Source organism: Neorhizobium sp. NPDC001467 (assembly GCF_050275975.1).
Lineage (GTDB): Bacteria > Pseudomonadota > Alphaproteobacteria > Rhizobiales > Rhizobiaceae > Neorhizobium.
In genome coordinates, this window is sequence record NZ_JBNNPS010000001.1 from 116,841 (window position 1) to 140,291 (window position 23,451).

Here is a 23,451-nt window from a genome sequence, read left to right on the forward strand (position 1 = left end):
ATGACGTCCCCATCGAAAGCGGTGCTTGATAAACAAATGGCGCCGCTGATGAAGCGGCGCCATTATCGTTTGATCTGGTCGGCGTGCATCCGTCGGATACGCGCCTTCTAGGAACCTCAATCCGCCTTGGCCTTGCGGGCGGGGAAGAGGATGACGTCGCGGATGGAAGGCGCGTTGGTCAGGAGCATGGTCAGGCGATCGACGCCGATGCCGAGGCCACCTGCCGGCGGCATGCCCTGGTCGATCGCGTCGAGGAACTCGTCGTCCAGCTGCTTGTCCTTCTCGCCGCGGGCGTGAGCCTGTTCCAGCTGCTCGACCATGCGCTTGCGCTGTTCTTCCGGGTCGTTGAGTTCGGAAAACGCATTGCCCAGTTCCCAGGCGTTGCAATAGGTCTCGAAACGCTCGACGAGGCGCGGCTCGCCCGGCACTTCCTTGGCGAAGGGCGAAATGTCCTTTGGGAAATGCGTGACGTGAGACGGCTGGATCAGCGTGCCCTCGACCTTTTCCTCGAAGATGAAGGCCAGGCACTCGCCCCAGGTCCAGTCCTTTTCGACTTCGAAACCGGCAGCTTTTGCAGCGGTGCGGGCTTCCTCGTCGGTCTTCATAGCGAGGAAATCGATGCCGGTGACTTCCTTGACGGCGTCGGGCATGGGCACGCGCTTGAACGGGCCCTTGAAGGACATTTCCTTGTCGCCGTACATGAACTCGGTCGAGCCGTGGATTTTTGTTGCCAGCTCGGCGAACAGGCGCTCCACGAGGTCCATGATGTCCTCATAGTCCGCGTAGGCCCAATAGCATTCCATCATGGTGAATTCAGGATTGTGCCGGGTGGAGACGCCTTCGTTGCGGAAATTGCGATTGATCTCGAACACCTTGTCGGTGAGGCCGGAGACCAGCGTGCGCTTCAAGAACAGTTCCGGCGCGATGCGCAGATACATGTCCTGCTTCAGCGTGTTGTGGTGGGTCTTGAACGGATCGGCCGTCGCGCCGCCATAGACGGAATGCAGCATCGGCGTCTCGACTTCCATGAAGCCGTCGTTTTCCATGAAATGACGGATGCCAGACACGATCTTCGAACGCTGCTGGAAGCGCAGCTTGGATTCCTCATTGCTCATGATGTCGAGGTGGCGCTTACGGTAGCGGATCTCGACATCGGCAATGCCGTTCCACTTCTCCGGCATGGGGAGAAGCGACTTGGTGAGCATGGTGATTTCTTTGGCGTTGATCGACAACTCGCCACGCTTGGTGCGGCGCACGGTGCCGGTGACGCCGATGATGTCGCCGAGGTCGATCATCGCCAGCATGTTGCGGGCGTCTTCCGGGGTAACGTCCTTGTGGGAAAAGATCTGGATCTTGCCGGACGCGTCATGGATGTCCATGAACATGCCCGAGTTGCGCGAGGAATAGACGCGGCCGGCGACGGTGACGGTATCTTCCGTTTCGGTGTCGTCGGGGAGCTCCGCGTATTTCGCCGCCAGCTCGGCATTGGTCATCGTGCGGTGGAAATGCGCCGGATAGACATCGCCGATGGTTTCGCGCAGCTTTGCGAGTTTTTGCGCGCGCACTTCGGTGGCGTCGGAGGAGAGGGCGGTTTCGGTCTTGGTGTCGGTCATCGTGTTTCGCCTTTAGGGGCTGTGTTCGTTGGGGTTACCGGTGCATTCTGGTGCCGTAGGGACGAAACCTCTCCGCATCCGCCATCCTCGGGCCTGACCCGAGGATCTAATCACATTTCGCCAGGCTGCCGCGCCTCATCCGTCACTGCCCTGGCAGATCCTCGGGTCAAGCCCAAGGATGACGTCGGAGAGCGGAGCGGCGTCAGCGCAAAGCGCCACAAGGGCGATTACTTTCCGTCGCCCACCATCGAGGCGACGACCGTTGCGGCAATCTTCAAACGCTGGCGTACCACCGAGCGGCCGAGGATTGCCATACTGTCGAACAGCGGCAGCGAGCGTTGCGAGCCGGACATGGCGATGAAGAGCGGCGGCGTCACGACGCGGAGTTTCTTCTCCAGCTTGTCGGCAACGGCGCGCAGTTCGGCGTCGATCGCTTCCACGTTCCACTCGATCATCTTTTCGATGTCGGCCTGAACGGTGTTGATGATGAGAAGCGTGTCTTCCGGAGACGTCTTCAGGCCCGCAAACGAGGCAGGCGTCAGGTTGACGTCGGCGGCGAGCAGGAAACCGGCAAGGTTCGGCAGGTCGCCGAGTTTCGACACGCGGCTCTGCGAGTGCTTCAAGCCTTCGGTCAGGCGGGAATTTTCCATCGCCCATTCGAGCGTGCGGGCAACGAACTCTTCCGGCGAAAGCTTTTCGCGCAGCCAGCGGCCGTTCAGCCAGTCCAGCTTCTGCAGGTCGAAGATCGCGCCGGCCTTGGACAGTGCTTCCGGGTCAAACTTTTCGGTCAGCTCTTCCATCGTCAGCAGCTCTTCGCCTTCGGCGATCTGCACGAAAAACAGGCCGAGGAAGTTCATCAGCGCTTCCGGCAGGTAGCCCAGCGCGGAGTAATAGCTGATCGATGTCGGGTTCTTGCGCTTCGACAGTTTTGACTTGTCGGCATTGCGCATCAGCGACAGGTGCATCCATACCGGCGCTTCCCAGCCGAAATAACGGTACAGCAGGATGTGCTTCGGTACCGATGCCAGCCACTCTTCGCCGCGCGCGACATGGGTGATCTTCATCAGGTGGTCGTCGATGACGTTGGCCATGTGATAGGTCGGCATGCCGTCGCCCTTGATAAGCACCTGCATGTCCACCGAATCCCACGGGATCGACACATCGCCGTAAACGCCGTCGGTAAAATCGCACGATCCTTCGGTCGGGATTTTCATGCGGATGACGGAGCCTTCGCCGGCTGCCATCTTGGCGGTCACTTCCTCTGCGCTGTAGCGCAGGCACAGACCATCATACTTCGGCGGCTTGCCGGCAGCGCGCTGGCCTTCGCGCATCTGCTCCAGCCGCTCGGGCGTGCAGAAGCAGCGGAAGGCATGGCCCTTGTCCAGGAGGTCCTGCGCGTAGGGCTGGTACATGTCCTTGCGCTCGGACTGGCGGTAGGGACCGTAGGGGCCGCCGACATCCGGGCCTTCCGCCCATTTCAGGCCGGTCCATTTCAGGGCGTCGAGCACACGCTCCTCGAATTCGAGGGTCGAGCGGGTGGCGTCGGTGTCCTCGATACGCAGGATGAACTCGCCGCCATGCTTCTTGGCAAAGAGGTAGTTGAAAAGCGCGATATAGGCGGTGCCGACATGGGGTTCGCCTGTCGGCGATGGAGCGATGCGGACGCGCGGGGTCGGATGGATCATGATGCTGCTCTTCTTGACGGCGCGCTGCCCGCAGAGTTCGGGCGGCGCCAAGCCTGTTCCGGGAATAGGGATTGGTGCAGGCTTAGGCCATATTCAGCCGGCAGCGTCAAGGTTTTTGGGGGCGGCAGCGCCTAGCCGACGGGCCAGATGTAAAGCAGCGCCGGTATGCTGACGATGATGATCAGCAAGGAGAGCGGCAAGCCGAGGCGTGGATAGTCGGAAAACTTGTAGCCGCCGGGGCCGAAGACCAGCGTGTTGCACTGGTGCCCGACGGGGGTGAGGAAATCGCAGCCGGCGCCGATCGCCACCGCCATCAGGAAGGCTTCCGGCTTGAAGCCCAGATTGGTGGCAAAACTGGCGGCGATCGGTCCCATGACCAGCACGGTGGCGGCATTGTTGAGAAAGGGCGTGACCGCCATGGCGGTGATGAGGATCAGTGCCAGCGCCCCCCAGGCGGGCAGCATGGCGGCGGCATTGCCGAGCCAGCCGGCAATCAGCTCGCTGCCGCCGGTCGTGCGCAGGCTGTCAGACACCGGAATCAGTGCGGCGAGCATGACGAGGATCGGGCCGTCCACCGATTTGTAGATGTCGGCAAGCGGAATGGCGCGGAAGACGACCATGCCGAGTGCGGCGGCGAAGAAGGCGACCGGTACCGGTGCAAGGCCGAGTGCCGTGGCCGCCATGGCCAGCGCCAGGATGATCAGCGGAATGACCGCGCGTCGCCGCGTGCCGAGCAAGACCTCACGCTGGGCCAACGGCAGTAGCGCAAAATCCTGCATGATGCCGGGCATGATCTTGCGGCTGCCCTGCAGCACCAGCACGTCGCCCGCCATCAGCGTGAGGCTGCCGAGCCGCTGCTTCAGCCTTTCACCATGACGGCTGATCGCCAGCAAATTGACGCCGCGCGTATAGGAGAGCGCCAGTTCCTTGGCCGACAGGCCGCGCAGGGGAGATTCCTGGCTGATAATGGCCTCGATCGAGATGATGTCGGCATCGGCCTTTCCCTTGCCATCGAGGGGCTTGCCGGAAAGCTGCAGCTTGCCCGCCGACACGACGCGGTCGAGCGCTGCCGAGGGGCCTTCGAGCAGCACCACGTCGTTTTCCCGCAACACCAGGTCCGGTAGTGGGGTACGCCGCGAGGGCCCGCGCAGGACCGCAACGGCGATGACCTCGCCGTCGCCCAGCTTGAGAAGTTCGCTGATCGGCCGCTCCAGCACGGTCGACTGCGGGCCGACCGTCACTTCGGACGTGTAGTTGCTGATCTCGACGGCTTCCTCAAGCGAATTGTGCTGCTTGGTGCGGCTCGGCACCAGCCAGTGGAAGAACAGGAGAAAGGTGATGCCGACAATGGCAAGGATGACACCCATCGGGGTGAAATCGAACATGGTGAAGGCGGTGCCGGTGATCTCCTCGCGAATGCGTGACACGACGATATTGGGCGAGGTGCCGATCTGCGTCATCAACCCGCCGAGCAGGGCGGAAAATGCCATCGGCATGAGATATTTGGAGGGCGAGGCGCCGGATTTCTTGGCGAACTGAAAGGCGACCGGCATCATGATCGCCAAAGCCCCGATATTCTTGATGAAGGCCGAGAGTACCGCGACCACGATCATCAGCAGCGCCAGCTGCGTATGCAGGGTGTTGAGATTGGGAAAGAATTTCTTGATGGCGGTGTCGACGATGCCCGAGCGCGCCACCCCGGCCGAAACCACGAGGGCGCTGCCGACGATGATGACGATGTCGTCGGAAAAGCCGGAAAAGGCGCGGTCCACCGGAACCACGCCAAGCGCCACGGCAAGCACCAGCGCGCAGCAGGCGACCACGTCGTAACGGAAGCGATCCCAGATGAACACCGTCATCATGGCGGCGATGACGGCAAAGGCGAGGATCTGCTGGGTGGTCATGCGGCTCCGGGCGATGCAAGGCGTTGCTTGAGATGTGGCGCATTAATGCTCGAGCGCACCGATTGTTTCAAACGGCGGACGCGGGCGCAGAAGATTTCATCGCCGCTGGACAAAGGCAAGTGGCCGATTAGAGTGCGCACGCCGGTTGGCCCCATCAGGAGATTTTCCATGACCGATATTCTGTCCATTCCCGTAACCCTTGCCGATGGGCGTGAGACAGCCCTTTCCGAATACCGGGGCAAGGTCATGCTGGTGGTCAATGTCGCGTCGCGATGTGGACTGACCCAGCAGTATGACGGGCTGGAGCAGCTCTATGAACAGAAGCGGGATGAGGGTTTTGTCATCGCTGCATTCCCGGCCAACAATTTCAAGGACCAGGAGCCGGGCACAGACGCTGAGATCGTCGAGTTCTGCCGGTCCACCTATGACGTGAAATTTCCGATCTTTTCAAAAATCTCGGTAAAGGGCAGGGATCAGCATCCGCTCTACAAGGCGCTGACCTCGGTCGTGCTGCCGACCACGGGCGACGGGCCTATGAAAGAGCGACTGCGCGCGATGGGGCTGGAACTGAAGGATGGCGGCGACATCGTCTGGAATTTCGAAAAATTCCTGATCGGCCGCGATGGCAAGGTTGTCGCTCGTTTCGCGCCCGACGTGGAGCCGCTCGACAGCCGGCTGGTGTCGGCGCTGGAGCAGGAACTGGCGAAGGGATGAAGTTTGCTGCCACTTGAGAAATTATAGCGGAGGTGCTATATAGCGTAGATGAGATAGGTGGTCGAAACACACGAGGACGCTGACCCCGAAATCGAGGCTTTGCCACCCCGTCTTCAGGCTCGGCTGATCCGACTTATCGAAGCAATTGAGAGTGTTGGTCTGGACAATCTGCGAGAGCCACATGTGAAGCATCTTGAGGGCAAACTTTGGGAGTTGCGTGCCAAGGCGTCAGAGGGAATTGCCCGCGGTATTTACGTGACGCTTACGGGGCGAAAAGTTGTAGTCCTACATGTGTTCGTCAAGAAAACGCAGAAGACGCCACCACGCGCTCTCGCAATTGCCAGGCAACGAATGAATGAGGTGAAGCCATGACCCGGATAGTTGAACTTAAGAAGAAGCTGATGGCAAACCCGGAGTTTCGTGCGGAATACGAAAAGGCGGACGCCGAGTTTAGCCTGATTGAGGCGCTGGTTCGTGCGCGCAGCAATGCAAATCTATCGCAGGCGGAGCTTGCTAGACGCATCGGGACGACGCAATCTGCCATCGCCCGGCTGGAAGGCGGCGGCGTTTCGCCTTCGCTTTCTACTTTGCGGCGTTATGCTCAGGCGACCGGATCAAAACTGGAAATCAACCTGATTCCGCAATGAAAGGGGCGATGTAGAGCGTCTGCTTACCCTCTAAAGAGGGTCTGTTCGGAGGTTTCACGCCGCTTCGCTCACCCGCATCGCGACACGCAGGCCGGCTGCCACGAGCATGTTGACAAGCGTGTCGAGGGAAAAAAGGTTTATCTTGCCATTCAGGAGATCGGAAATGCGCGGCTGAGTTACCCTCAGCAGCCGCGCTGCCTCTGCCTGCGTCCAATTTTTGGAGCGGATATGTTGCTCAAGTGACATCATCAGATGTGACCGAAGCTTCATGTTTTCGGCTTCGGCAGGATCCTGTTCGATGGCGTCCCAGATGTTTGCGAAAGTTTCATTGCTCATCGGTCTCGTTCCTTCAGCAGATCGCCAAAACGTTTCGCTGCAATGTCCAGGTCTGCCCTGCCGGTTTTTTGTGTCTTTTTCTGAAAACAGTGAAGCACATAAATGGCCGCCGCAAATTTGGCGACACAGAGCACTCTGAACGCGCCGGTCTCGTCTCGAACCCGGATTTCACAGACGCCCTTTCCGACTGTGTGCATGGGCTTCCGGTCGGATGGATTCAGTCCGTTCTGAACCTTGTCCAACTGGTAGCCGACCTCGCGCCGTGGCGCTTCCGGGAAAGAGGACGAATATACAAAGTTTTGTATTATCCGGCAATATGTCAACGAAAGAGGGCGCCACGGTGCGCCCTTCTTGTTTGAAGCTTTGCAAACCTGCCTCAATGCAGTGTCTGTTCGCCGCTCTTCTTCTTCCGCTTGGCGTTGCGCGAGACCATGTTCAAGATCTCGACCAGGGCGGAAAAGGCCATGGCGGCATAGATGTAGCCCTTGGGCACATGCACGCCAAAACCTTCCGCGATCAGCGTCGCGCCGATCATCAGCAGGAAGCCGAGCGCCAGCATGACGATGGTCGGGTTCTTCTCGATGAAGTTGGCGAGCGGGTTTGCGGCCAGAAGCATGACGGTGACGGCGGCAATCACGGCGATGATCATGATCGGCAGGTGGGGGGTCATGCCGACGGCCGTGATGATGCTGTCGATCGAAAACACCAGATCGAGGATGAGGATCTGGATGATGGCAGCCGAGAACGTCATCTGTACGACCTTGTCGGCGCCGCCGACCATGTCTTCCTTGTGATCGACCGGATCGACATTGTGGTGGATTTCCTTGGTCGCCTTGTAGAGCAGGAACAGGCCACCGGCGATGAGGATCATGTCCTTCCACGAGAAGGGATGGCCAAATGCCTCGAAGACCGGATTGGTGAGCTGGACGATCCAGGCGACGGTGCCGAGCAGGCCGAGGCGCATGATGAGCGCGAGGCCGATGCCGATCTTGCGGGCCTTGTCACGGTGTTCCGGCGGCAGCTTGTTAGTCAGGATCGAGATGAAGATGAGGTTGTCGATGCCGAGCACCACCTCCATGACGACAAGGGTGACGAGCGCGACCCAGGCTGTAGGGTCCTGGATGAGCATCATGATGTCCTGCATGGGGTAGCGTTCTCCTGAAACGTCGGACTTATGGACCGGATATATTGCCGCCGGTTTTCGATAAACAAGCGCACGTTTCGGATATACGCATGCCGCCCGGTTTTTATTCCGAGGGCGGGTCTGCTTTTTTTGCGCCATAGGCGGCCATGAAGACCTGAATTGCGCCATGGATGACACGCTCGATCTGCGGACGCGGCGGCGCTTCCGGCATGGTGCCGAACAGCCGGAACTTGAAAAAGCTGCCGCTGGCAAGATCCAGGAACTGCCCGGAGGCAAGATCGATGTCGTCGATGACGAGCGTGCCAGCCTCGACATGGCGGGTCAGGAAATCCTGAAGCACGCCGCGCAGGTTCTGCGGGCCGCGAAAGAAGCGGGCGCAAAGGTCCGGCATGCGCTCGCGCACGCCAAGCACGATGCGCATCGCATTGACGATCTTTTCGTCGGTCAGGTGTTCGAGGAATTTGATCCCGAACGCGCGCAGGCCCGTCTCGACGTCGTCATTGTCATTAAGCACCGTGCGCAGCGATGCCAGAAAGGCGGCACGCTCGCGCTCGACCATTGCGATGAACAGGTCTTCCTTGTTGTCGAAATAGACGTAGATCGTGCCTTTCGACACGCCGGCCTCTCGGGTGATGTCGTTCATGCTGGCGGCGTCGAAACCTTTTTGCATGAAAACCCGTTTGGCACCATCGACGATCTGCTCGCGTTTTACCGGATCCGCGCCGGCGGCAAAGCGACCGGCGGGCGAAGAAGTCTCGGTTGTCGACGATGTCTTCGAGGCGTCCATGTTACCTTTTTTCTTAATTCGAACCGTTTGGTTCGATTGGCACTTGATATGTGTTTTGCAACGCTCTAAGTCAAGCCCGATTAAACCGATCGGTTCGATTGGTGCTTGCTCTCCCTCTGTCGATGGTCGATACCATGAACGCATCACAAAATTCCGGCGCTGCCCGCGCCGTCAAGCTCGAACCTGTCGAGGACGACAAGGCCGAAGCCCGCACAGAAGCGCCGGCCAGCGCACCGACTGCCCCGACGGCGACGGCTGCGGCAACCACCGAGCAGAAGGCCGAGCCGAAGACAAAGAAGCGTGGCGTGGTGCTGCCGATCGTCGTGCTCGCACTTGTCGCCGGCGGCGCATGGTACGGCTATGAATGGTGGACGAACGGCCGTTTCCTGGTCTCGACCGATGATGCCTATATCGAAGGCGATATCGCCACGATCACGCCGAAGGTAACCGCCTTCGTGTCGAAGGTGAATGTCATTGCCAACCAGCAGGTGAAGGCCGGCGACACGCTCGTCACGCTCGACAATGGCGATTATCAGAACGCCCTCGATCAGGCGAATGCCGCAATCGAAACGCAGAAACTGTCGTTGACCCGCATCGATGCCCAGATCGCCGCCGGCAATGCCAGCGTCGAGCAGGCTGAGGCGCAGCAGGTTGCGCTGCAGGCTGCCGTTCGTGGTGCAGAAATCACCCAGAAGCGCCAGACGGAACTGCAGTCGAAGTCGGCCGGCACCGCCGCAGACCTCGATCAGGCCAATATCGCGCTCGATCAGGCCAAGGCCAACCTTGTCGGCGGTCAGGCCAGCATTGCCAGCGCCAAGGCGAATATCACAATTCTGGAAGCCCAGAAAAAAGAGGCCGAAGGCCAGATCCGCACGCTGGAACTGCGGCGTGACAAGGCTGCCCGCGATCTTTCCTTCACCATCCTGAAGGCGCCCTATGACGGTGTCGTCGGCAATCGTTCGGTGCAGGAGGGCGATCTCGTTTCCTCCGGTCAGCGGCTGATGGCGCTGGTGCCAACGCGCCAGCTTTATATCGACGCCAATTTCAAGGAAACGCAGATCCAGCATCTGCAGCCGGGATCCAAGGTCGGCGTGCATGTCGACGCCTATAGCGACGACACGATCACCGGTACGGTGGAATCGATCTCGCCGGCTTCCGGCTCGGTCTTCTCGCTGCTTCCGCCGGAAAACGCGACGGGCAATTTCACCAAGATCATCCAGCGCGTGCCGGTCAGGATCGCCCTGCCGCAGGAAGCGTTGGATAGCGGTCGCTTGCGCGCAGGCTTGAGCGTCGTCGTCGATGTCGACACGCGCACCGCTCCGCAGAACTAACCCGGCTCGGATCTAACGGCCCTGATCAAGGGCGGAGGTGGTCCCATGGCTGGGAGCGCAACGACAACGGCAGGATCGGCGGCAGGATCGGCGCCTGCTGCCATGGCAGCGGATGCCCCCATGGACCGAAGAAAGCTGATCGCTTTCTTCGCCATGGTGCTCGGCATGTTCATGTCAATCCTCGACATCCAGATCGTTTCGGCATCGCTGTCGGAAATCCAGGCCGGCCTGTCCGCCGGTTCGGACGAGATCGGCTGGGTACAGACATCCTACCTGATCGCGGAAGTCATCATGATCCCGCTGTCCGGTACCTTGGCGCGCATCGTGTCGACGCGGTATCTGTTTGCCTTCTCGGCGGCCGGTTTCACCGTCGCCAGCGCGCTCTGCGCCACGGCGTCGAATATCGACCAGATGATCGTCTACCGCGCCATCCAGGGCTTTATCGGTGGCGGCATGATCCCGTCCGTCTTCGCGGCCGCCTTCACGATCTTCCCGCCGTCGAAACGCGCCATCGTCTCGCCGATCATCGGCCTGATCGCCACGCTCGCCCCGACGATCGGTCCTACAGTCGGCGGTTATCTGTCCCACGCCTTTTCGTGGCACTGGCTGTTCCTGGTCAACATCATTCCGGGCATCATCGTGTCGATCGTCACCTGGAATTTCATCGACTTCGACAAGCCGGAACTGCCGCTTCTCAAGAAGTTCGACTGGACCGGTCTGGCGGCCATGGGCATTTTTCTCGGCGCGCTGGAATATGTGCTGGAAGAAGGCAATTCCAACGACTGGTTCAACGACCACATGATCGTCATCGGCGCAATTGCATCGGGACTTGGCGCCATCGTGTTCTTCTACCGGGCCTTTACCTCGGAATTCCCGGTGGTGGATCTGACCGCCTTCGCCAACCGCAACTTTGCCTTCGGCTCGATCTTCTCCTTCGTCATGGGCATCGGGCTTTATGGCCTCACCTATATCTATCCGGTCTATCTCGGCCGCATCCGTGGGTATGACAGCCTGATGATCGGCGAGACGATGTTCGTGTCCGGTCTTGCCATGTTCGTCACCGCACCGATTGCGGGCAAGCTGTCGACCAAGATGGATCTGCGCGCGATGATGGTGCTCGGCTTCATCAGCTTTGCGGCCGGCACCTATATCATGACCGGGATTACCGCCGACTGGGATTTCTACGAGCTGTTCATCCCGCAGATCCTGCGCGGTTTCGGATTGATGATGTGCATGGTGCCGATCAACAATATCGCGCTCGGCACGCTGCCGCCGGCGCGTATCCGCGGCGCATCCGGCCTGTTCAACCTGACGCGTAACCTTGGCGGCGCCGTCGGTCTCGCCATCATCAGCACGTTGTTGTCCAACCGTCAGGATGTGCATTACGAGCGGCTGCGCGAAAACCTCGATTGGGGCAATCAGGCTGCCGTCAACCAGCTCGACAGCATGGCCGCCAACCTCAATTCCTATGGACTTGACGGGGCTACCGGCGCCATCCGCCAGATGGTGCAGCTGGTGACCAAGCAGGCCGTCGTCATGTCGTTCAGCGACGTGTTCATGATCCTTACCGTATTGTTCGGTCTGATGATCTTGGGCGTTGCCGCCATTTCCAAGCCTGCACCGCCACAAGGCGGCGGCGGTGGCGGCGGCCATTGATTTTAAGAGGAATCCACCGCGCCACTCGGGGTCGCTGTCACCAGCGGCCCCGTTTTGCATTCTCCCTATCGGGCCGCGCAAAAATCTGATTTACGTACCTCAGCTTTTTCGCTACCACACGGGCGGAGGAGTGCGCATGAAGCCGACCGTCCATGACATTGCCAGACGTGCCGGCGTCAGCCTTGCCACCGTCGACCGCGTGCTCAATGCCAGGCCGGGTGTGCGCGAAGGCACGCGTCTGCGGGTCGAGGACGCGATCGCGACGCTCGGTTACGTGCGCGATGTCGCCGCCGCCAATCTGGCCAAGAGCCGTATCTATCCTTTCGTCTTCATTCTGCCGGTCAACGAGAACCCGTTCATGGCTGGCCTGCGCCGGGAGGTGGAGGAGGCGATTGCCCGCTCGGGCATCGAGCGAACCCGTATAGAGGTGATCGACGTGCCGGCGCTGGAAAGTGCCGCGCTGGTGGCGGCGCTCGACAAGGTGGCCGCCGGCGATGCCGCAGGCGTTGCCTTCGTTGCCGTCGATGCGCCGGATGTGCGCGAGGCGGCCAGCCGCGTTGCAGCCGCCGGCATTGCGATGGTGACGCTGGTCTCCGATCTCAGCCAGTCGCTCCGCGATCACTACGCCGGCATCGACAATATCGCCGCCGGCCGTACGGCGGCAACGCTGATGGGGCGTTTCCTTGGGGCCCGCCCAGGCAAGATCGTGCCGCTGGCGGGCTCCCTGATGGTGCGCGACCATCGCCAGCGTCTGGACGGTTTTGCCCAGGCGATGGCAAGCGATTTCCCGCATCTGGTGCTGTTGCCGGCGGTTGAAGGCAGGGATGATCCGGCGCTTGTGGAACGGCTGATCGGCGAGACGCTGCGTCGGCATTCCGACATCTGCGGCATCTACAGTCTGGGTGCCGGCAATAGCGGCCTGCTGCGGGTGCTTGAAGACGAGCCGGTATCGCCGCCGCCGGTGGTGATCCTGCATGAGCTGACTGAGCTAAGCAGTGCTGCGCTGCGGGCCGGCACGATCGATGCCGTTCTCAACCAGGATGCCGGGCATGAGGTGCGCAGCGCCATTCGCGTCCTGAAGGCCAAGGCGGATGGGCTGCCGGTCATTGCCGCGCAGGAACGTATTCGCATCGACATATTCTTGAAGGATAACCTGCCCTGAAGGTGGCGGGAGGAAAGGAAACAGCATGTATCTCGGTCTCGATCTGGGCACGTCCGGCGTCAAGGCGCTGCTTATCGACGGCGATCAGAAGATTATCGGTTCGGCCAATGGCGCCCTCGATGTCTCGCGCCCACATCCCGGCTGGTCGGAACAGGACCCGGCGCATTGGGTGCGCGCGACCAAGGAAGCCGTTGCCGGGCTGAAGCAAAAGTTCTCCAAGGAGCTGGCGGCGGTGAAGGGCATCGGCCTGTCCGGTCAGATGCACGGTGCGACGCTGCTTGATGCCGATGACAAGGTTCTGCGCCCCTGCATCCTGTGGAACGACACGCGGTCCCACAAGGAAGCCGCCAGCCTCGACGCCAACCCGATTTTCCGCAAGCTGACCGGCAATATCGTCTTCCCCGGCTTTACCGCGCCAAAACTGGCATGGGTGAAGAACAACGAGCCCGAGATCTTTGCCAGGGTTGCCAAGGTTCTGCTGCCCAAGGATTACCTGCGCCTGTGGCTGACCGGCGAACACATTTCCGAAATGTCTGACAGCGCCGGTACGTCGTGGCTCGACACGGGTGCGCGCAAATGGTCGGCGGATCTGCTGGCTGCGACCGATCTTTCCGAAGAACAGATGCCGTCGCTGGTCGAGGGCACCGAACAGGCCGGCAGACTGCGCGCCGAACTGCTTTCGGAATGGGGCATGTCCGAAGGTGTGGTCGTGGCCGGTGGGGCGGGGGACAACGCCGCTTCGGCGATCGGCATGGGCACCGTCAGCCACGGCGCTGCCTTCGTCTCGCTCGGCACATCGGGCGTGCTGTTTGCGGCGACCGACAGTTATCTCCCCAAGCCGGAAAGCGCCGTTCATGCCTTTTGCCACGCCCTGCCCAAAACATGGCACCAGATGGGCGTCATCCTGTCGGCCGCCGACGCGCTCAACTGGCATGCGAAGGTCAGCGGCAAGCCCGCCGGCGATCTGGTGGCCGAACTGGGTGACACATTGAAGGTACCATCGGGCGTGACTTTCCTGCCCTATCTTTCCGGCGAGCGCACGCCGCATAACGATGCCGTCATTCGCGGCGCCTTCGTCGGGCTGGAGCATGAATCCAGCCGTGCAGTGCTGACACAGGCCGTGCTGGAAGGCGTCACCTTCGCGATCCGTGACAATCTCGAGGCGCTGAAATCGGCGGGCACGCAGATAGAGCGTGTGACCGCCATCGGCGGCGGTTCGCGCTCGCGTTACTGGCTGGCCTCGATTGCGACGTCGCTTGGCGTGCCGGTGGATATTCCGGCCGATGGCGATTTCGGAGCGGCTTTCGGCGCCGCGCGTCTTGGCCTGATCGCCGCAACCGGCGCCGATCCGATTGCCGTCTGCACCGCGCCGCAAACCGAGCGCAGCATCGATCCCGTCGCCGATCTGACCGGCGCCTACGAGACCGCCTATAACCGCTACCGTGCCGCCTATCCGGCCATCCGGGCGCTGGCGGGCTGACAGCCGCCGAAATCGAAGACCGATCACGCAGGCGGAGTGTGACCGGTCTTCACTCCGGCCGGAACAGTGAGGCGCAGCCCTCCAAAAAAATTTGAGGTACGTACATCATTTTATGATTTACGTACCTCATGCGCTCGGTCTAGATTGAGAAAAACATTACGAGAGGAGACCCCCCACATGAAAACCGGCTTTTTCGGCGATATCCAGAAGGTCAAGTTTGAAGGCCCGGACAGCAGCAATCCGCTGGCCTATCGTTTCTACAATCCGGACGAGATCGTCGCCGGCAAGCGGATGGAGGATCATCTGCGCTTCGCCATTGCCTACTGGCATTCGTTTGCCTGGGAGGGCAGCGATCCGTTCGGGGGCCGTACTTTCGATCGCCCGTGGTATGACGGCGAAATGGAAAAGGCCAAGCTGAAGGCAGATATCGCCTTCGAGATGTTTTCGCTGCTCGGCGCACCCTATTACTGCTTCCACGATGCGGACGTGCGGCCCGAAGGCAAAACCTTTGCCGAAAACACGCGCAACCTTGAAGAAATCGTCGATTATTTCGCGCAGAAGCATGAAGAGACCGGCGTCAAGCTGCTGTGGGGTACGGCGAACCTGTTCTCCCATCGCCGCTTCATGGCCGGCGCCTCCACCAATCCGGACCCGGACGTGTTTGCCTATTCGGCCGCAACCATCAAGACCTGCATGGATGCGACGATGAAGCTGGGCGGCGAGAACTATGTTCTGTGGGGTGGCCGCGAAGGCTACGAGACCCTGCTCAATACCGACCTGTCGCGTGAATTCGACCAGATGGCACGCATGCTGCACATGGTGGTCGATTACAAGCACAAGATTGGTTTCAAGGGCGCCATCCTCGTCGAGCCGAAACCGCAGGAGCCGACCAAGCATCAGTATGATTACGACGTCGCGACGGTTTATGGTTTCCTGAAAAAGTACGGCCTCGAAAACGAGGTGAAGATGAATATCGAACAGGGCCATGCGATCCTTGCCGGTCACACGTTCGAGCATGAGCTGGCGCTGGCCAATGCCCATGGCATTTTCGGCTCCATCGACATGAACCGCAACGACTATCAGTCCGGCTGGGATACCGACCAGTTCCCCAACAATGTGCCGGAAATGGCGCTTGCCTATTATCAGGTTCTGCTGGCGGGCGGGTTCACCACCGGCGGCACCAATTTCGACGCAAAACTGCGCCGCCAGTCGATCGATCCGGAAGATCTGCTGATCGGCCATATCGGCGGCATGGATTCCTGTGCGCGCGGTTTGAAAGCCGCGGCGAAGATGCTGGAGGACGGTGCCCTGTCGAAACCACTTTCCGAGCGTTACGCAAAGTGGGACGGCGAGGAAGCGCAGAAGATGCTGCGCGGCGAATACACGCTGGAAGATATCGCCGCCAGAGTGGAGCGGGAAAACATCAATCCCGAACCGAAGTCCGGTCGTCAGGAACTTCTGGAAAACGTCGTCAACCGCTACGTTTGACGTATGAGAGAGCGGGCTGGGCCTGATAGAGGCCCCGGCCCGCCAGCGATCAGGTCGTCATCCTCGGGGCAGGCTCGAGGATGACGGCGATGGAGGCGGTTTTCTGCCAACCGGACGTCGGCAATGTCGTTTGGCACGCGAGACCTCTGCACGCGCCGGAAGCCCGGCGCCTCCTCGTGAAGGTCCGCCGCGCCAGGCCCCGACTGCGTTTTCTGTCAAATACAATTTATATTAGAAATATCTAATTAGTCAACGCGCAATGCACTCTGCGATTGTTGATAAGCAGTCGTTTTTCTGGCTCACATTTGGTTGAGCCACATTCAGCAAATGCTGCTTTACGTACCTCACAATCTTCGCTAGCCTCCCTGATTGGGAGGAAATTCAATGCATTCGACCGCTTGCGAGGAGGCTGGCGTTCGGTTTGTGTTTCCAGTTGGAAACCTGTCGACGTCCATACCATCGGTGGCCGGCCCATGAGCGTTTCTGCGCCTGAGCCTTCGATCCAACATGCCGCGCCGCTTCTGGAAGGTGCGGGACTTTCCAAGACATTCGGGATCGTCGAGGTCCTGAAGGATATCGCCCTCACCGTCCGGGCCGGCGAGGTCCATGCCATTATCGGTGAAAATGGTGCCGGCAAATCGACGCTTATGAAGATCCTTGCCGGCAACCACGCGCCGACGCGCGGCGAGCTGCGCATCGATGGCAAGCCGGTAAGCTTTTCCGGGCCCGTCGATGCCGAAAGCCACGGCATCGTGCTGGTGCATCAGGAAATCCTGCTGGCGCCGGACCTGACGGTCGCCCAGAACATCTATCTCGGCCGTGAACTCGGCAAGGGCATCGCTCTTGACGACAGGATGATGAACGAAGGCGCGGCCAAAGCAATCCGCGATCTTGGCGCCGACCTCGATCCCAACGCCATCGTCTCGCGCCTGTCCATCGCACAGCGGCAACTGGTGCAGATCGCGCGCGTGCTTCTGGTGCCGCACCGGGTCGTCATTTTCGACGAGCCGACCGCTTCGCTGACCCCGCATGAGACCGAGGCGCTCCTCAAGGTCATTCGAGACATTCGCGGCAAGGGCGTCGGCGTACTCTATATTTCCCATCGCCTGCCGGAGGTGAAGGAGATTGCCGACCGCGTCACCGTTCTGCGCGATGGCCGCCTGGTGGCTTCGCATGAAACATCCGAGCTCCAGCCGGCCGACATGGCGCGGTTGATGGTGGGGCGTGATGTGGCAAAACTCTATCCCGACCGGCATGCGGCGCAGGCGCGCGAGACCGTGCTGAATGTCGAGGATTTCGGTGTGCCGGGTTATGCGCAGGGCGCGTCCTTCAGCCTGCGCAAGGGTGAAATTTTGGGTTTTGCCGGGCTGATCGGTGCCGGCCGCACCGAGTTGATGGAAGGTCTGGTAGGGCTTCGTCCAGCCAGCGGCAAGGTGACCTTTCGCGGCCAAACAGTGGCCTTTACCGATGTCCATTCCAGCCTCAAAGCCGGCATCGCCTACCTTTCCGAGGACCGCAAGGGCAAGGGCTTGCTGCTGACGAAGGACCTGCGCACCAACCTGACACTCGCTTCGCTTGGAAAGTTCATCCGCGGGTTTCAGATCGATCGCAGACAAGAAAGCGACGCGCTCGACAAGGCGATCGAGGATTTCGATATCCGCACCGGCACGAAAATCATTCTTGCCGGGCAGCTGTCCGGCGGCAACCAGCAGAAACTGCTGCTTGCCAAAATGATGCTGCTCGATCCGCAGGTCGTCATCATCGATGAACCGACACGCGGCATCGATATCGGCAACAAGGAACAGATCTACAAATTCATTGCCGCTCTGGCCGGGCAAGGGCGCTCGATCATCGTCGTCTCTTCCGAAATGCCGGAACTGATCGGCATCTGCGATCGCATCCATGTCATGCGCGCGGGAAAAATCGTCGGCGAGGTGGAAGGGGACCGAATGACCGAAAACGATATCGTGCAGCTTGCCACGGGCGTGAATGCAGGCGCAGGGGAGGCGGCATGAGCGCGGTCGGCACGGATACGGCCAAGACGCCGAAAACGTCGAAGGATTGGGACATGGCCGCGATCGCGCCCTTCGTGGCGCTGGCGCTGCTTCTGGTGCTCGGCTATTTCGCCAATCCGAATTTTGTCTCGCTCGCCAATCTCACCAATGTCATCACCCGCAGCGCCTTCATCGCCATCATCGCGCTGGGCGCGACCTATGTGATCTCGTCCGGCGGGCTTGACCTGTCCGTCGGCTCGATGGTGGCCTTCGTCGCCAGCCTGATGATCCTGTTCATGAATTCCGGCGCCGTTGCCGATCCGATGCTGATGCTGATCGCCGCCATGCTGCTGGCGCTGATCCTTGGCGCCGCCTGCGGCCTTACCAATGGGCTGATCACCACGGTCGGCCGGATCGAGCCGTTCATCGCCACGCTCGGCATGATGGGCATCTATCGTGGCCTGACGACGTGGCTCAGCCAAGGTGGATCGATCACGGTGCGCGACCGTGAACTACAGCAGCTCTATCGGCCGGTCTATTTTGGCGACGTGTTCGGGGTGCCGATCCCGATCATCGTCATCTTCGTCACCGCCGCGATCGCCGCCTTCGTGCTCTATCGCACCCGCTACGGCCGGCATGTGATTGCCGTCGGCTCGAACGAGGACGTGGCGCGCTATTCCGGCATTTCGGTGCAGAAGGTGCGCACGATCGCCTATGTCATTCAGGGCCTGTGCGTCGCCGTTGCCGTCATCATCTATGTGCCGCGCCTCGGCTCGACCTCGGCGACCACGGGCATTCTTTGGGAATTGCAGGCGATCACCGCCGTCGTGGTCGGCGGCACCGCGCTGCGCGGCGGCGTCGGCCGCGTCTGGGGCACGATCTGCGGCGCCTTCATTCTGGAAATCGTCGGCAACATCATGCTCTTGTCCAACTTCGTCAGCGAATATCTGATCGGCGCCATCCAGGGGGCGATCATCATCATCGCCATGCTGGTGCAGCGCACGCTGATGCGGAAATAGGGTTTTTAAAGAATACGTCGGGCCATCTGGGGCGGGTCCGGTCGGGAGGAGAGACCCCGTATCTTGGGAGAGAGAACATGCGTAGAAGAACTTTTGGGATTGCCGCGGCAGCACTTGCCGCATCGGTGGTGATGGCACCCACGCTCGGCTGGGCGCAGGAAGCAAAGAAGGTGACGATCGGCGTATCCATTCCGGCCGCCGACCACGGCTGGACGGCAGGCGTCGTGTTCCATGCCGAACGCGTCGCCAAGCTGCTGATGGAAGAGCACAAGGGGCTCAACGTCATCGTGAAAACATCGGCCGATCCGGCCAGCCAGGCCAATGCCGTGCAGGATCTGGCCGTGCAGGGCATCGATGCGCTGGTGATCCTGCCGACCGATCCGGACCAGCTCGTCTCGGCCATCCAGCAAGTCAAGGACGACGGCAAGTTCGTGGCGCTGGTCGACCGTGCGCCTTCCGTAAACGACAATACCATCCGCGATCTCTACGTGGCCGGCAACAATCCGGCGCTCGGTGAAGTCGCCGGCAAATACATTGCCGAGACGACGCCCGAAGCCGAAGTCGTCATCATTCGCGGCCTGCCGATCCCCATCGATCAGCAGCGTCAGGACGGTTTCGACAAGGGTATCGAAGGCTCGAAGGTCAAGGTGCTGGATCGCCAGTACGGCAACTGGAGCCGCGACGACGCATTCCGCGTGATGCAGGACTATCTCACCAAATATCCGAAGATCGACGTGGTCTGGTGCCAGGATGACGATATGGCGGTCGGCGTGCTGGAAGCCATCGAGCAGGCCAAGCGCAGCGATATCAAATATGTCGTCGGCGGTGCCGGTTCCAAGGACATGATCAAGCGCGTCATGGATGGCGACAAGATGACGCCCGTCAACGTGCTTTACCCGCCGGCCATGGTGGCCACCGCCATGCAGCTCACGGCGGGCGGTTTCTACGATCAGGTCCCGGTCAGCGGCAATTACATCCTCGATGCGACGCTGGTGACCAAGGACAACGCCGAAGGTTTCTATTTCGCCGACTCACCGTTCTGATCGGCGTTTTTCGAGCGCGCATGGATCTTCCCTGCGCGCTCATTCCTGTTGCACATGGTTTAGCGAGGTATTTTTGATGAAGACGATCAAGGGCCCGGGCATCTTTCTCGGTCAGTTTGCCGGCGATGCGGCACCGTTCAATTCATGGGACGGCATTACCAAATGGGCGGCCGACAAGGGTTATCTCGGCGTGCAGGTGCCGACCTGGGCAGGCCAGCTGATCGACTTGAAAAAGGCTGCGACCTCCAAGGATTATTGCGATGAGCTTGCCGGCGTGGCGCGGAGCAATGGCGTCGAGATCACCGAGCTTTCCACCCATCTCCAGGGCCAGCTCGTCGCCGTGCATCCGGCCTATGACGAAGTGTTCGACGGTTTTGCCGCACCCGAGGTCCGGGGCAACCCGAAAGCCCGGCAGGAATGGGCGGTAGAACAAGTCAAAATGGGCATCAGCGCTTCAAGGAATCTCGGCATCAAGGCACATGCAACCTTTTCCGGCGCGCTGGTCTGGCCCTATCTCTATCCGTTCCCGCAGCGCCCGGCAGGCCTGGTCGAGGCCGCCTTCGACGAACTGGCAAGACGCTGGACGCCGATCCTCGACCATGCCGAGGACAACGGCGTGGACGTCGCTTATGAAATCCACCCCAGCGAAGACCTGCATGACGGGGTCACGTTCGAGATGTTCCTCGAGCGGGTCAAAAACCATCCGCGCGCCAACATGCTCTACGATCCGTCGCATTACGTGCTGCAATGCCTGGATTATCTCGACAATATCGACATCTACAAGGACCGGATCAAGATGTTCCACGTCAAGGACGCGGAATTCAATCCGACCGGCCGGCAGGGCGTCTATGGCGGTTTCCAAAGCTGGGTGAACCGCGCCGGCCGTTTCCGCTCGCCAGGTGACGGTCAGGTGGATTTTGGTGCGATCTTCTCCAAGATGGCCGCCAACGATTTCGATGGCTGGGCCGTGGTCGAGTGGGAATGCGCACTGAAACACCCGGAAGACGGGGCGCGCGAAGGGGCTGAATTCGTCAAGGCGCATATCATCCGTGTCACCGAACACGCGTTCGATGACTTTGCCGGTGCCGGCACGGATGAGGCGGCCAACCGGCGGATGCTGGGGCTTTAAGAGGGACATCATGGCAATCGAAGGCAAACAGGAAGCGGCTCGGCAGCCGCGCATTCGGCTCGGCATGGTCGGCGGCGGATCGGGTGCTTTCATCGGCGCGGTGCATCGCATGGCGGCCCGTCTGGACGACCGGTTCGAACTGGTTGCCGGCGCGCTGTCATCGACGCCGGACAAGGCGGCCGTTTCGGGCCGGGAACTGGGGCTCGATCCGGTCCGCACCTACGGGTCCTACCGGGACATGGCCGAAACGGAAGCGGGCCGCGAAGACGGGATCGAGGCAGTGTCGATCGTCACACCCAACCATGTGCATTTCGAAGCGGCGCGTGCGTTTTTGGAGCGCGGCATCCATGTCATCTGCGACAAGCCGCTGACATCCAATCTGGCGGATGCGAAAAAGCTGAAGACGCTTGCCGATGAAAGCGATGCGCTGTTCATCCTCACCCATAACTATACCGGCTATCCGATGGTGCGGCAGGCGCGCGAAATGATCGCCAATGGCGATCTCGGCAGGCTGCGTGTGGTGAATGTGGAATATGCGCAGGACTGGCTGACGGAGGCCGCCGAAGAGACCGGCGCGAAACAGGCCGTGTGGCGCACCGACCCGGCGCAATCGGGCGTCGGCGGTTCGACCGGCGATATCGGCACACATGCCTACAATCTTGCCTGTTTTGTCACCGGGCTGACGCTCGAAAGCCTCGCTGCCGATCTCGACAGTTTCGTGCCGGGCCGCAGACTGGACGACAATGCCCATGTGATGCTGCGGTTTGCGGCAGAGGAAGGCGAACGGCCTGCCAAGGGCATGCTGTGGTGCAGCCAGGTGGCGCCCGGCAACGAGAACGCCTTGAAGCTGCGTGTCTATGGCGACAAGGGCGGTCTGGAATGGTCACAGGAAAACCCGAACCTGCTGTGGTACACGCCGTTCGGCGAGCCAAAGCGGCTCATCACCCGCAACGGTGCGGGCGCGGGCGCGGCGGCTGCGCGCGTTTCGCGCATCCCGGGCGGACATCCGGAAGGCTATCTCGAAGCCTTTGCGACGATCTATTCGGAGGCAGCGCTTGCCATCCATGCCAAGAAGAGTGGCAGCGAACTCGATCCGGCCGTTCTCTATCCCTCGGTCGATGACGGCGTGAAGGGTGTCGCCTTTGTCGAGGCCTGCGTGGAATCGTCCAGAAAGAACGGCGTCTGGGTCACTCTGTGACCCGATCGCCGTAGCCGGTGGCCGCTGGACCTAATTAGCGGAACATCGAACCGAGCCGCAGGATGAGCTTGCGGTCGAACAGATGCGGCTGGTCATACATCCAGGTCAGCGCATCGGCCGTCGTCCATGCCTTCTTGTAGGCGCGCGCGCTGGTCAGCGCGTCGAACACATCGCAGACGGTGCAGATGCGAATGATCGGGCTGATCTGCTCGTCCTTCAGACCCAGCGGATACCCGCTTCCGTCAAGCGCCTCATGATGCAGGCGGCAGACATCGAGGATGAGGTCGGAAACGCCGCCGATATCCTTCATGTGGCGATAGCCGATTTCCGGATGGCTGCGGATCATCCGCCATTCGACGGCGTTGAGCTTGCCCGGCTTGTTGAGGATGGCGTTGGGGATCAGCAGCTTGCCGATATCGTGCAGGATGCCGGCGCGACCGATTTCCTCGACCATGGCATCGTCATAGTCGAGAAGCACGGCGAGCTGCGCCATCAGGCCGGCCACGACCACGGAATGGAGATAGGTCGCCTTGTGCTTGGCCTTCAGCCGGCTCATCTCGACGAAAAGTTCAGGCGCTTTCTCCACACCGCGCCGGGCGGCAATGGCGGCCTCGGTAATATGCGCCATGTCTATATTGCCGTCGACCATGGCTTCGAGACCCTGGCGCATCGCGTCCATGGCACCTTCGAGCGCGGCACTGGTCTCAAGCCGCATCGGTTCGCTCGATGGCGCCGGCTTGAAATAGCCCGCAGGCGCCCGTTCAAGCAGGGCTGCGACATCGACCCGGCTTTTCTGCTGGCTGACAAGCACGTCGATGGCGGATGACAGCAGAATGGATTTCAGGTCTTCCTCGGATTCGAGCATGAACCGGCGGCGGGGAAACTCCGCGCTCGGGCACTCGACGGCCTCTATGTAGAGCCCCGCCTGAACAAGATTTTTGGGGAAACGAAGTATCACGCCAGTCATTCCTCAATTACGGGGTGATTTGGCGGTCAAGACTATAAATAAATTACTTATATGAGCGGCTGCATTTTTATCTTGTGCGGCGCAAGCGCAAATTTCTCTTATTTGTGATCGAAATCGCTACAGCCTATCATTTTTTCATGCGCGTAAATGTCTT

Annotated in this window: 22 protein-coding genes; 13 read left to right on the forward strand and 9 right to left on the reverse strand. The window is 60.6% G+C overall.

What is annotated here, in order from left to right:
• Window positions 1-116 precede the first annotated feature (116 nt).
• The 4 genes from lysS to ACQKKX_RS00610 form a co-directional block, all read right to left on the reverse strand.
• Window positions 117-1,613 carry a lysine--tRNA ligase gene (gene lysS, locus ACQKKX_RS00595; protein ID WP_427567816.1) on the reverse strand — a complete coding sequence of 499 codons (1,497 nt, stop codon included), beginning with the start codon at window positions 1,611-1,613 and terminating at the stop codon, window positions 117-119.
• Between the two features lie 227 nt (window positions 1,614-1,840).
• A complete protein-coding gene (gltX, locus tag ACQKKX_RS00600) occupies window positions 1,841-3,298 on the reverse strand; it encodes a glutamate--tRNA ligase (RefSeq protein ID WP_427567817.1) in 1,458 nt (485 codons plus the stop codon).
• A gap of 131 nt (window positions 3,299-3,429) precedes the next feature.
• Entirely contained in the window at window positions 3,430-5,202 is a 1,773-nt protein-coding gene (locus tag ACQKKX_RS00605) for an SLC13 family permease (protein WP_427567819.1), read from the reverse strand.
• Window positions 5,199-5,372: a hypothetical protein gene (locus tag ACQKKX_RS00610; RefSeq protein ID WP_427567821.1), complete on the reverse strand. Its 174-nt coding sequence runs from the start codon at window positions 5,370-5,372 to the stop codon at window positions 5,199-5,201. The genes ACQKKX_RS00605 and ACQKKX_RS00610 overlap by 4 nt, the downstream gene beginning before the upstream one ends.
• On the opposite strand from ACQKKX_RS00610, the gene ACQKKX_RS00615 reads away from it, so the two are divergent.
• Genes ACQKKX_RS00615 through ACQKKX_RS00625 form a run of 3 tightly spaced genes read left to right on the forward strand, consistent with a single transcriptional unit; the run spans window position 5,371 to window position 6,563 of the window.
• Window positions 5,371-5,916, forward strand: coding sequence for a glutathione peroxidase (locus ACQKKX_RS00615; protein WP_427567823.1), 546 nt, complete (start codon window positions 5,371-5,373; stop codon window positions 5,914-5,916). The two genes, ACQKKX_RS00610 and ACQKKX_RS00615, sit on opposite strands and share 2 nt — an antisense overlap.
• Before the next feature lie 57 nt (window positions 5,917-5,973).
• On the forward strand, window positions 5,974-6,288 hold the full coding sequence (locus tag ACQKKX_RS00620; RefSeq protein WP_427567825.1) for a type II toxin-antitoxin system RelE/ParE family toxin: 315 nt from the start codon (window positions 5,974-5,976) through the stop codon (window positions 6,286-6,288).
• Window positions 6,285-6,563 (forward strand): helix-turn-helix domain-containing protein, encoded by a 279-nt coding sequence (locus tag ACQKKX_RS00625; protein ID WP_427567826.1) that lies wholly within the window; start codon window positions 6,285-6,287, stop codon window positions 6,561-6,563. The genes ACQKKX_RS00620 and ACQKKX_RS00625 overlap by 4 nt, the downstream gene beginning before the upstream one ends.
• A 54-nt stretch (window positions 6,564-6,617) precedes the next feature.
• On the opposite strand, the gene ACQKKX_RS00630 is transcribed toward ACQKKX_RS00625, so the two are convergent.
• The 4 genes from ACQKKX_RS00630 to ACQKKX_RS00645 form a co-directional block, all read right to left on the reverse strand.
• A complete protein-coding gene (locus ACQKKX_RS00630) occupies window positions 6,618-6,899 on the reverse strand; it encodes a helix-turn-helix domain-containing protein (protein ID WP_427567828.1) in 282 nt (93 codons plus the stop codon).
• The gene (locus ACQKKX_RS00635; RefSeq protein WP_427569309.1) at window positions 6,896-7,222 is read right to left on the reverse strand and encodes a type II toxin-antitoxin system RelE/ParE family toxin; all 327 of its coding nucleotides are present in this window, start codon (window positions 7,220-7,222) and stop codon (window positions 6,896-6,898) included. Before ACQKKX_RS00635 ends, ACQKKX_RS00630 begins: the two co-directional genes overlap by 4 nt.
• Before the next feature lie 53 nt (window positions 7,223-7,275).
• On the reverse strand, window positions 7,276-8,043 hold the full coding sequence (locus ACQKKX_RS00640; protein ID WP_427567830.1) for a TerC family protein: 768 nt from the start codon (window positions 8,041-8,043) through the stop codon (window positions 7,276-7,278).
• A gap of 103 nt (window positions 8,044-8,146) precedes the next feature.
• Window positions 8,147-8,830 (reverse strand): TetR/AcrR family transcriptional regulator, encoded by a 684-nt coding sequence (locus ACQKKX_RS00645; protein WP_427567832.1) that lies wholly within the window; start codon window positions 8,828-8,830, stop codon window positions 8,147-8,149.
• Between the two features lie 134 nt (window positions 8,831-8,964).
• Between ACQKKX_RS00645 and ACQKKX_RS00650 the strand changes: the two genes are divergently transcribed.
• The 10 genes from ACQKKX_RS00650 (at window position 8,965) to ACQKKX_RS00695 (ending at window position 22,330) form a co-directional block, all read left to right on the forward strand.
• The gene (locus ACQKKX_RS00650; RefSeq protein ID WP_427567834.1) at window positions 8,965-10,161 is read left to right on the forward strand and encodes an HlyD family secretion protein; all 1,197 of its coding nucleotides are present in this window, start codon (window positions 8,965-8,967) and stop codon (window positions 10,159-10,161) included.
• Window positions 10,162-10,206: 45 nt separating this feature from the next.
• Window positions 10,207-11,817, forward strand: coding sequence for a DHA2 family efflux MFS transporter permease subunit (locus tag ACQKKX_RS00655; protein ID WP_427567836.1), 1,611 nt, complete (start codon window positions 10,207-10,209; stop codon window positions 11,815-11,817).
• 136 nt (window positions 11,818-11,953) lie between these two features.
• The gene (locus tag ACQKKX_RS00660) at window positions 11,954-12,979 is read left to right on the forward strand and encodes a LacI family DNA-binding transcriptional regulator (protein ID WP_427567838.1); all 1,026 of its coding nucleotides are present in this window, start codon (window positions 11,954-11,956) and stop codon (window positions 12,977-12,979) included.
• Window positions 12,980-13,004: 25 nt separating this feature from the next.
• Window positions 13,005-14,459 (forward strand): xylulokinase, encoded by a 1,455-nt coding sequence (gene xylB / locus ACQKKX_RS00665; RefSeq protein ID WP_427567839.1) that lies wholly within the window; start codon window positions 13,005-13,007, stop codon window positions 14,457-14,459.
• A 177-nt stretch (window positions 14,460-14,636) separates the two neighbouring features.
• Window positions 14,637-15,947, forward strand: coding sequence for a xylose isomerase (gene xylA / locus ACQKKX_RS00670; RefSeq protein WP_427567841.1), 1,311 nt, complete (start codon window positions 14,637-14,639; stop codon window positions 15,945-15,947).
• Between the two features lie 473 nt (window positions 15,948-16,420).
• Window positions 16,421-17,962, forward strand: a complete 1,542-nt coding sequence (locus ACQKKX_RS00675; RefSeq protein WP_427567843.1) for a sugar ABC transporter ATP-binding protein — start codon at window positions 16,421-16,423, stop codon at window positions 17,960-17,962.
• A complete protein-coding gene (locus ACQKKX_RS00680) occupies window positions 17,959-18,960 on the forward strand; it encodes an ABC transporter permease (protein ID WP_427567844.1) in 1,002 nt (333 codons plus the stop codon). The genes ACQKKX_RS00675 and ACQKKX_RS00680 overlap by 4 nt, the downstream gene beginning before the upstream one ends.
• 77 nt (window positions 18,961-19,037) lie before the next feature.
• Window positions 19,038-20,003: a substrate-binding domain-containing protein gene (locus ACQKKX_RS00685; protein ID WP_427567848.1), complete on the forward strand. Its 966-nt coding sequence runs from the start codon at window positions 19,038-19,040 to the stop codon at window positions 20,001-20,003.
• A gap of 76 nt (window positions 20,004-20,079) precedes the next feature.
• Window positions 20,080-21,132: a sugar phosphate isomerase/epimerase family protein gene (locus ACQKKX_RS00690; protein ID WP_427567850.1), complete on the forward strand. Its 1,053-nt coding sequence runs from the start codon at window positions 20,080-20,082 to the stop codon at window positions 21,130-21,132.
• 10 nt (window positions 21,133-21,142) lie between these two features.
• Entirely contained in the window at window positions 21,143-22,330 is a 1,188-nt protein-coding gene (locus tag ACQKKX_RS00695) for a Gfo/Idh/MocA family protein (RefSeq protein ID WP_427567852.1), read from the forward strand.
• Between the two features lie 34 nt (window positions 22,331-22,364).
• Here ACQKKX_RS00695 and ACQKKX_RS00700 read toward each other — a convergent pair whose 3' ends face one another.
• Entirely contained in the window at window positions 22,365-23,288 is a 924-nt protein-coding gene (locus tag ACQKKX_RS00700) for an HD-GYP domain-containing protein (RefSeq protein ID WP_427567854.1), read from the reverse strand.
• Window positions 23,289-23,451: the final 163 nt, after the last annotated feature.

Coding starts and splice junctions, on each gene's coding strand:
- xylA (WP_427567841.1), top strand. CDS start 14,637: ATGAAAACCGGCTTTTTCGGCGATATCCAGAAGGTCAAGTTTGAAGGC.
- ACQKKX_RS00660 (WP_427567838.1), top strand. CDS start 11,954: ATGAAGCCGACCGTCCATGACATTGCCAGACGTGCCGGCGTCAGCCTT.
- ACQKKX_RS00690 (WP_427567850.1), top strand. CDS start 20,080: ATGAAGACGATCAAGGGCCCGGGCATCTTTCTCGGTCAGTTTGCCGGC.
- ACQKKX_RS00680 (WP_427567844.1), top strand. CDS start 17,959: ATGAGCGCGGTCGGCACGGATACGGCCAAGACGCCGAAAACGTCGAAG.
- ACQKKX_RS00655 (WP_427567836.1), top strand. CDS start 10,207: ATGGCTGGGAGCGCAACGACAACGGCAGGATCGGCGGCAGGATCGGCG.
- ACQKKX_RS00630 (WP_427567828.1), bottom strand. CDS start 6,899: ATGAGCAATGAAACTTTCGCAAACATCTGGGACGCCATCGAACAGGAT.
- ACQKKX_RS00610 (WP_427567821.1), bottom strand. CDS start 5,372: ATGGAAAATCTCCTGATGGGGCCAACCGGCGTGCGCACTCTAATCGGC.
- ACQKKX_RS00605 (WP_427567819.1), bottom strand. CDS start 5,202: ATGACCACCCAGCAGATCCTCGCCTTTGCCGTCATCGCCGCCATGATG.
- ACQKKX_RS00650 (WP_427567834.1), top strand. CDS start 8,965: ATGAACGCATCACAAAATTCCGGCGCTGCCCGCGCCGTCAAGCTCGAA.
- ACQKKX_RS00685 (WP_427567848.1), top strand. CDS start 19,038: ATGCGTAGAAGAACTTTTGGGATTGCCGCGGCAGCACTTGCCGCATCG.
- lysS (WP_427567816.1), bottom strand. CDS start 1,613: ATGACCGACACCAAGACCGAAACCGCCCTCTCCTCCGACGCCACCGAA.
- ACQKKX_RS00615 (WP_427567823.1), top strand. CDS start 5,371: ATGACCGATATTCTGTCCATTCCCGTAACCCTTGCCGATGGGCGTGAG.
- ACQKKX_RS00695 (WP_427567852.1), top strand. CDS start 21,143: ATGGCAATCGAAGGCAAACAGGAAGCGGCTCGGCAGCCGCGCATTCGG.
- gltX (WP_427567817.1), bottom strand. CDS start 3,298: ATGATCCATCCGACCCCGCGCGTCCGCATCGCTCCATCGCCGACAGGC.
- ACQKKX_RS00625 (WP_427567826.1), top strand. CDS start 6,285: ATGACCCGGATAGTTGAACTTAAGAAGAAGCTGATGGCAAACCCGGAG.
- ACQKKX_RS00640 (WP_427567830.1), bottom strand. CDS start 8,043: ATGCAGGACATCATGATGCTCATCCAGGACCCTACAGCCTGGGTCGCG.
- ACQKKX_RS00645 (WP_427567832.1), bottom strand. CDS start 8,830: ATGGACGCCTCGAAGACATCGTCGACAACCGAGACTTCTTCGCCCGCC.
- ACQKKX_RS00675 (WP_427567843.1), top strand. CDS start 16,421: ATGAGCGTTTCTGCGCCTGAGCCTTCGATCCAACATGCCGCGCCGCTT.
- xylB (WP_427567839.1), top strand. CDS start 13,005: ATGTATCTCGGTCTCGATCTGGGCACGTCCGGCGTCAAGGCGCTGCTT.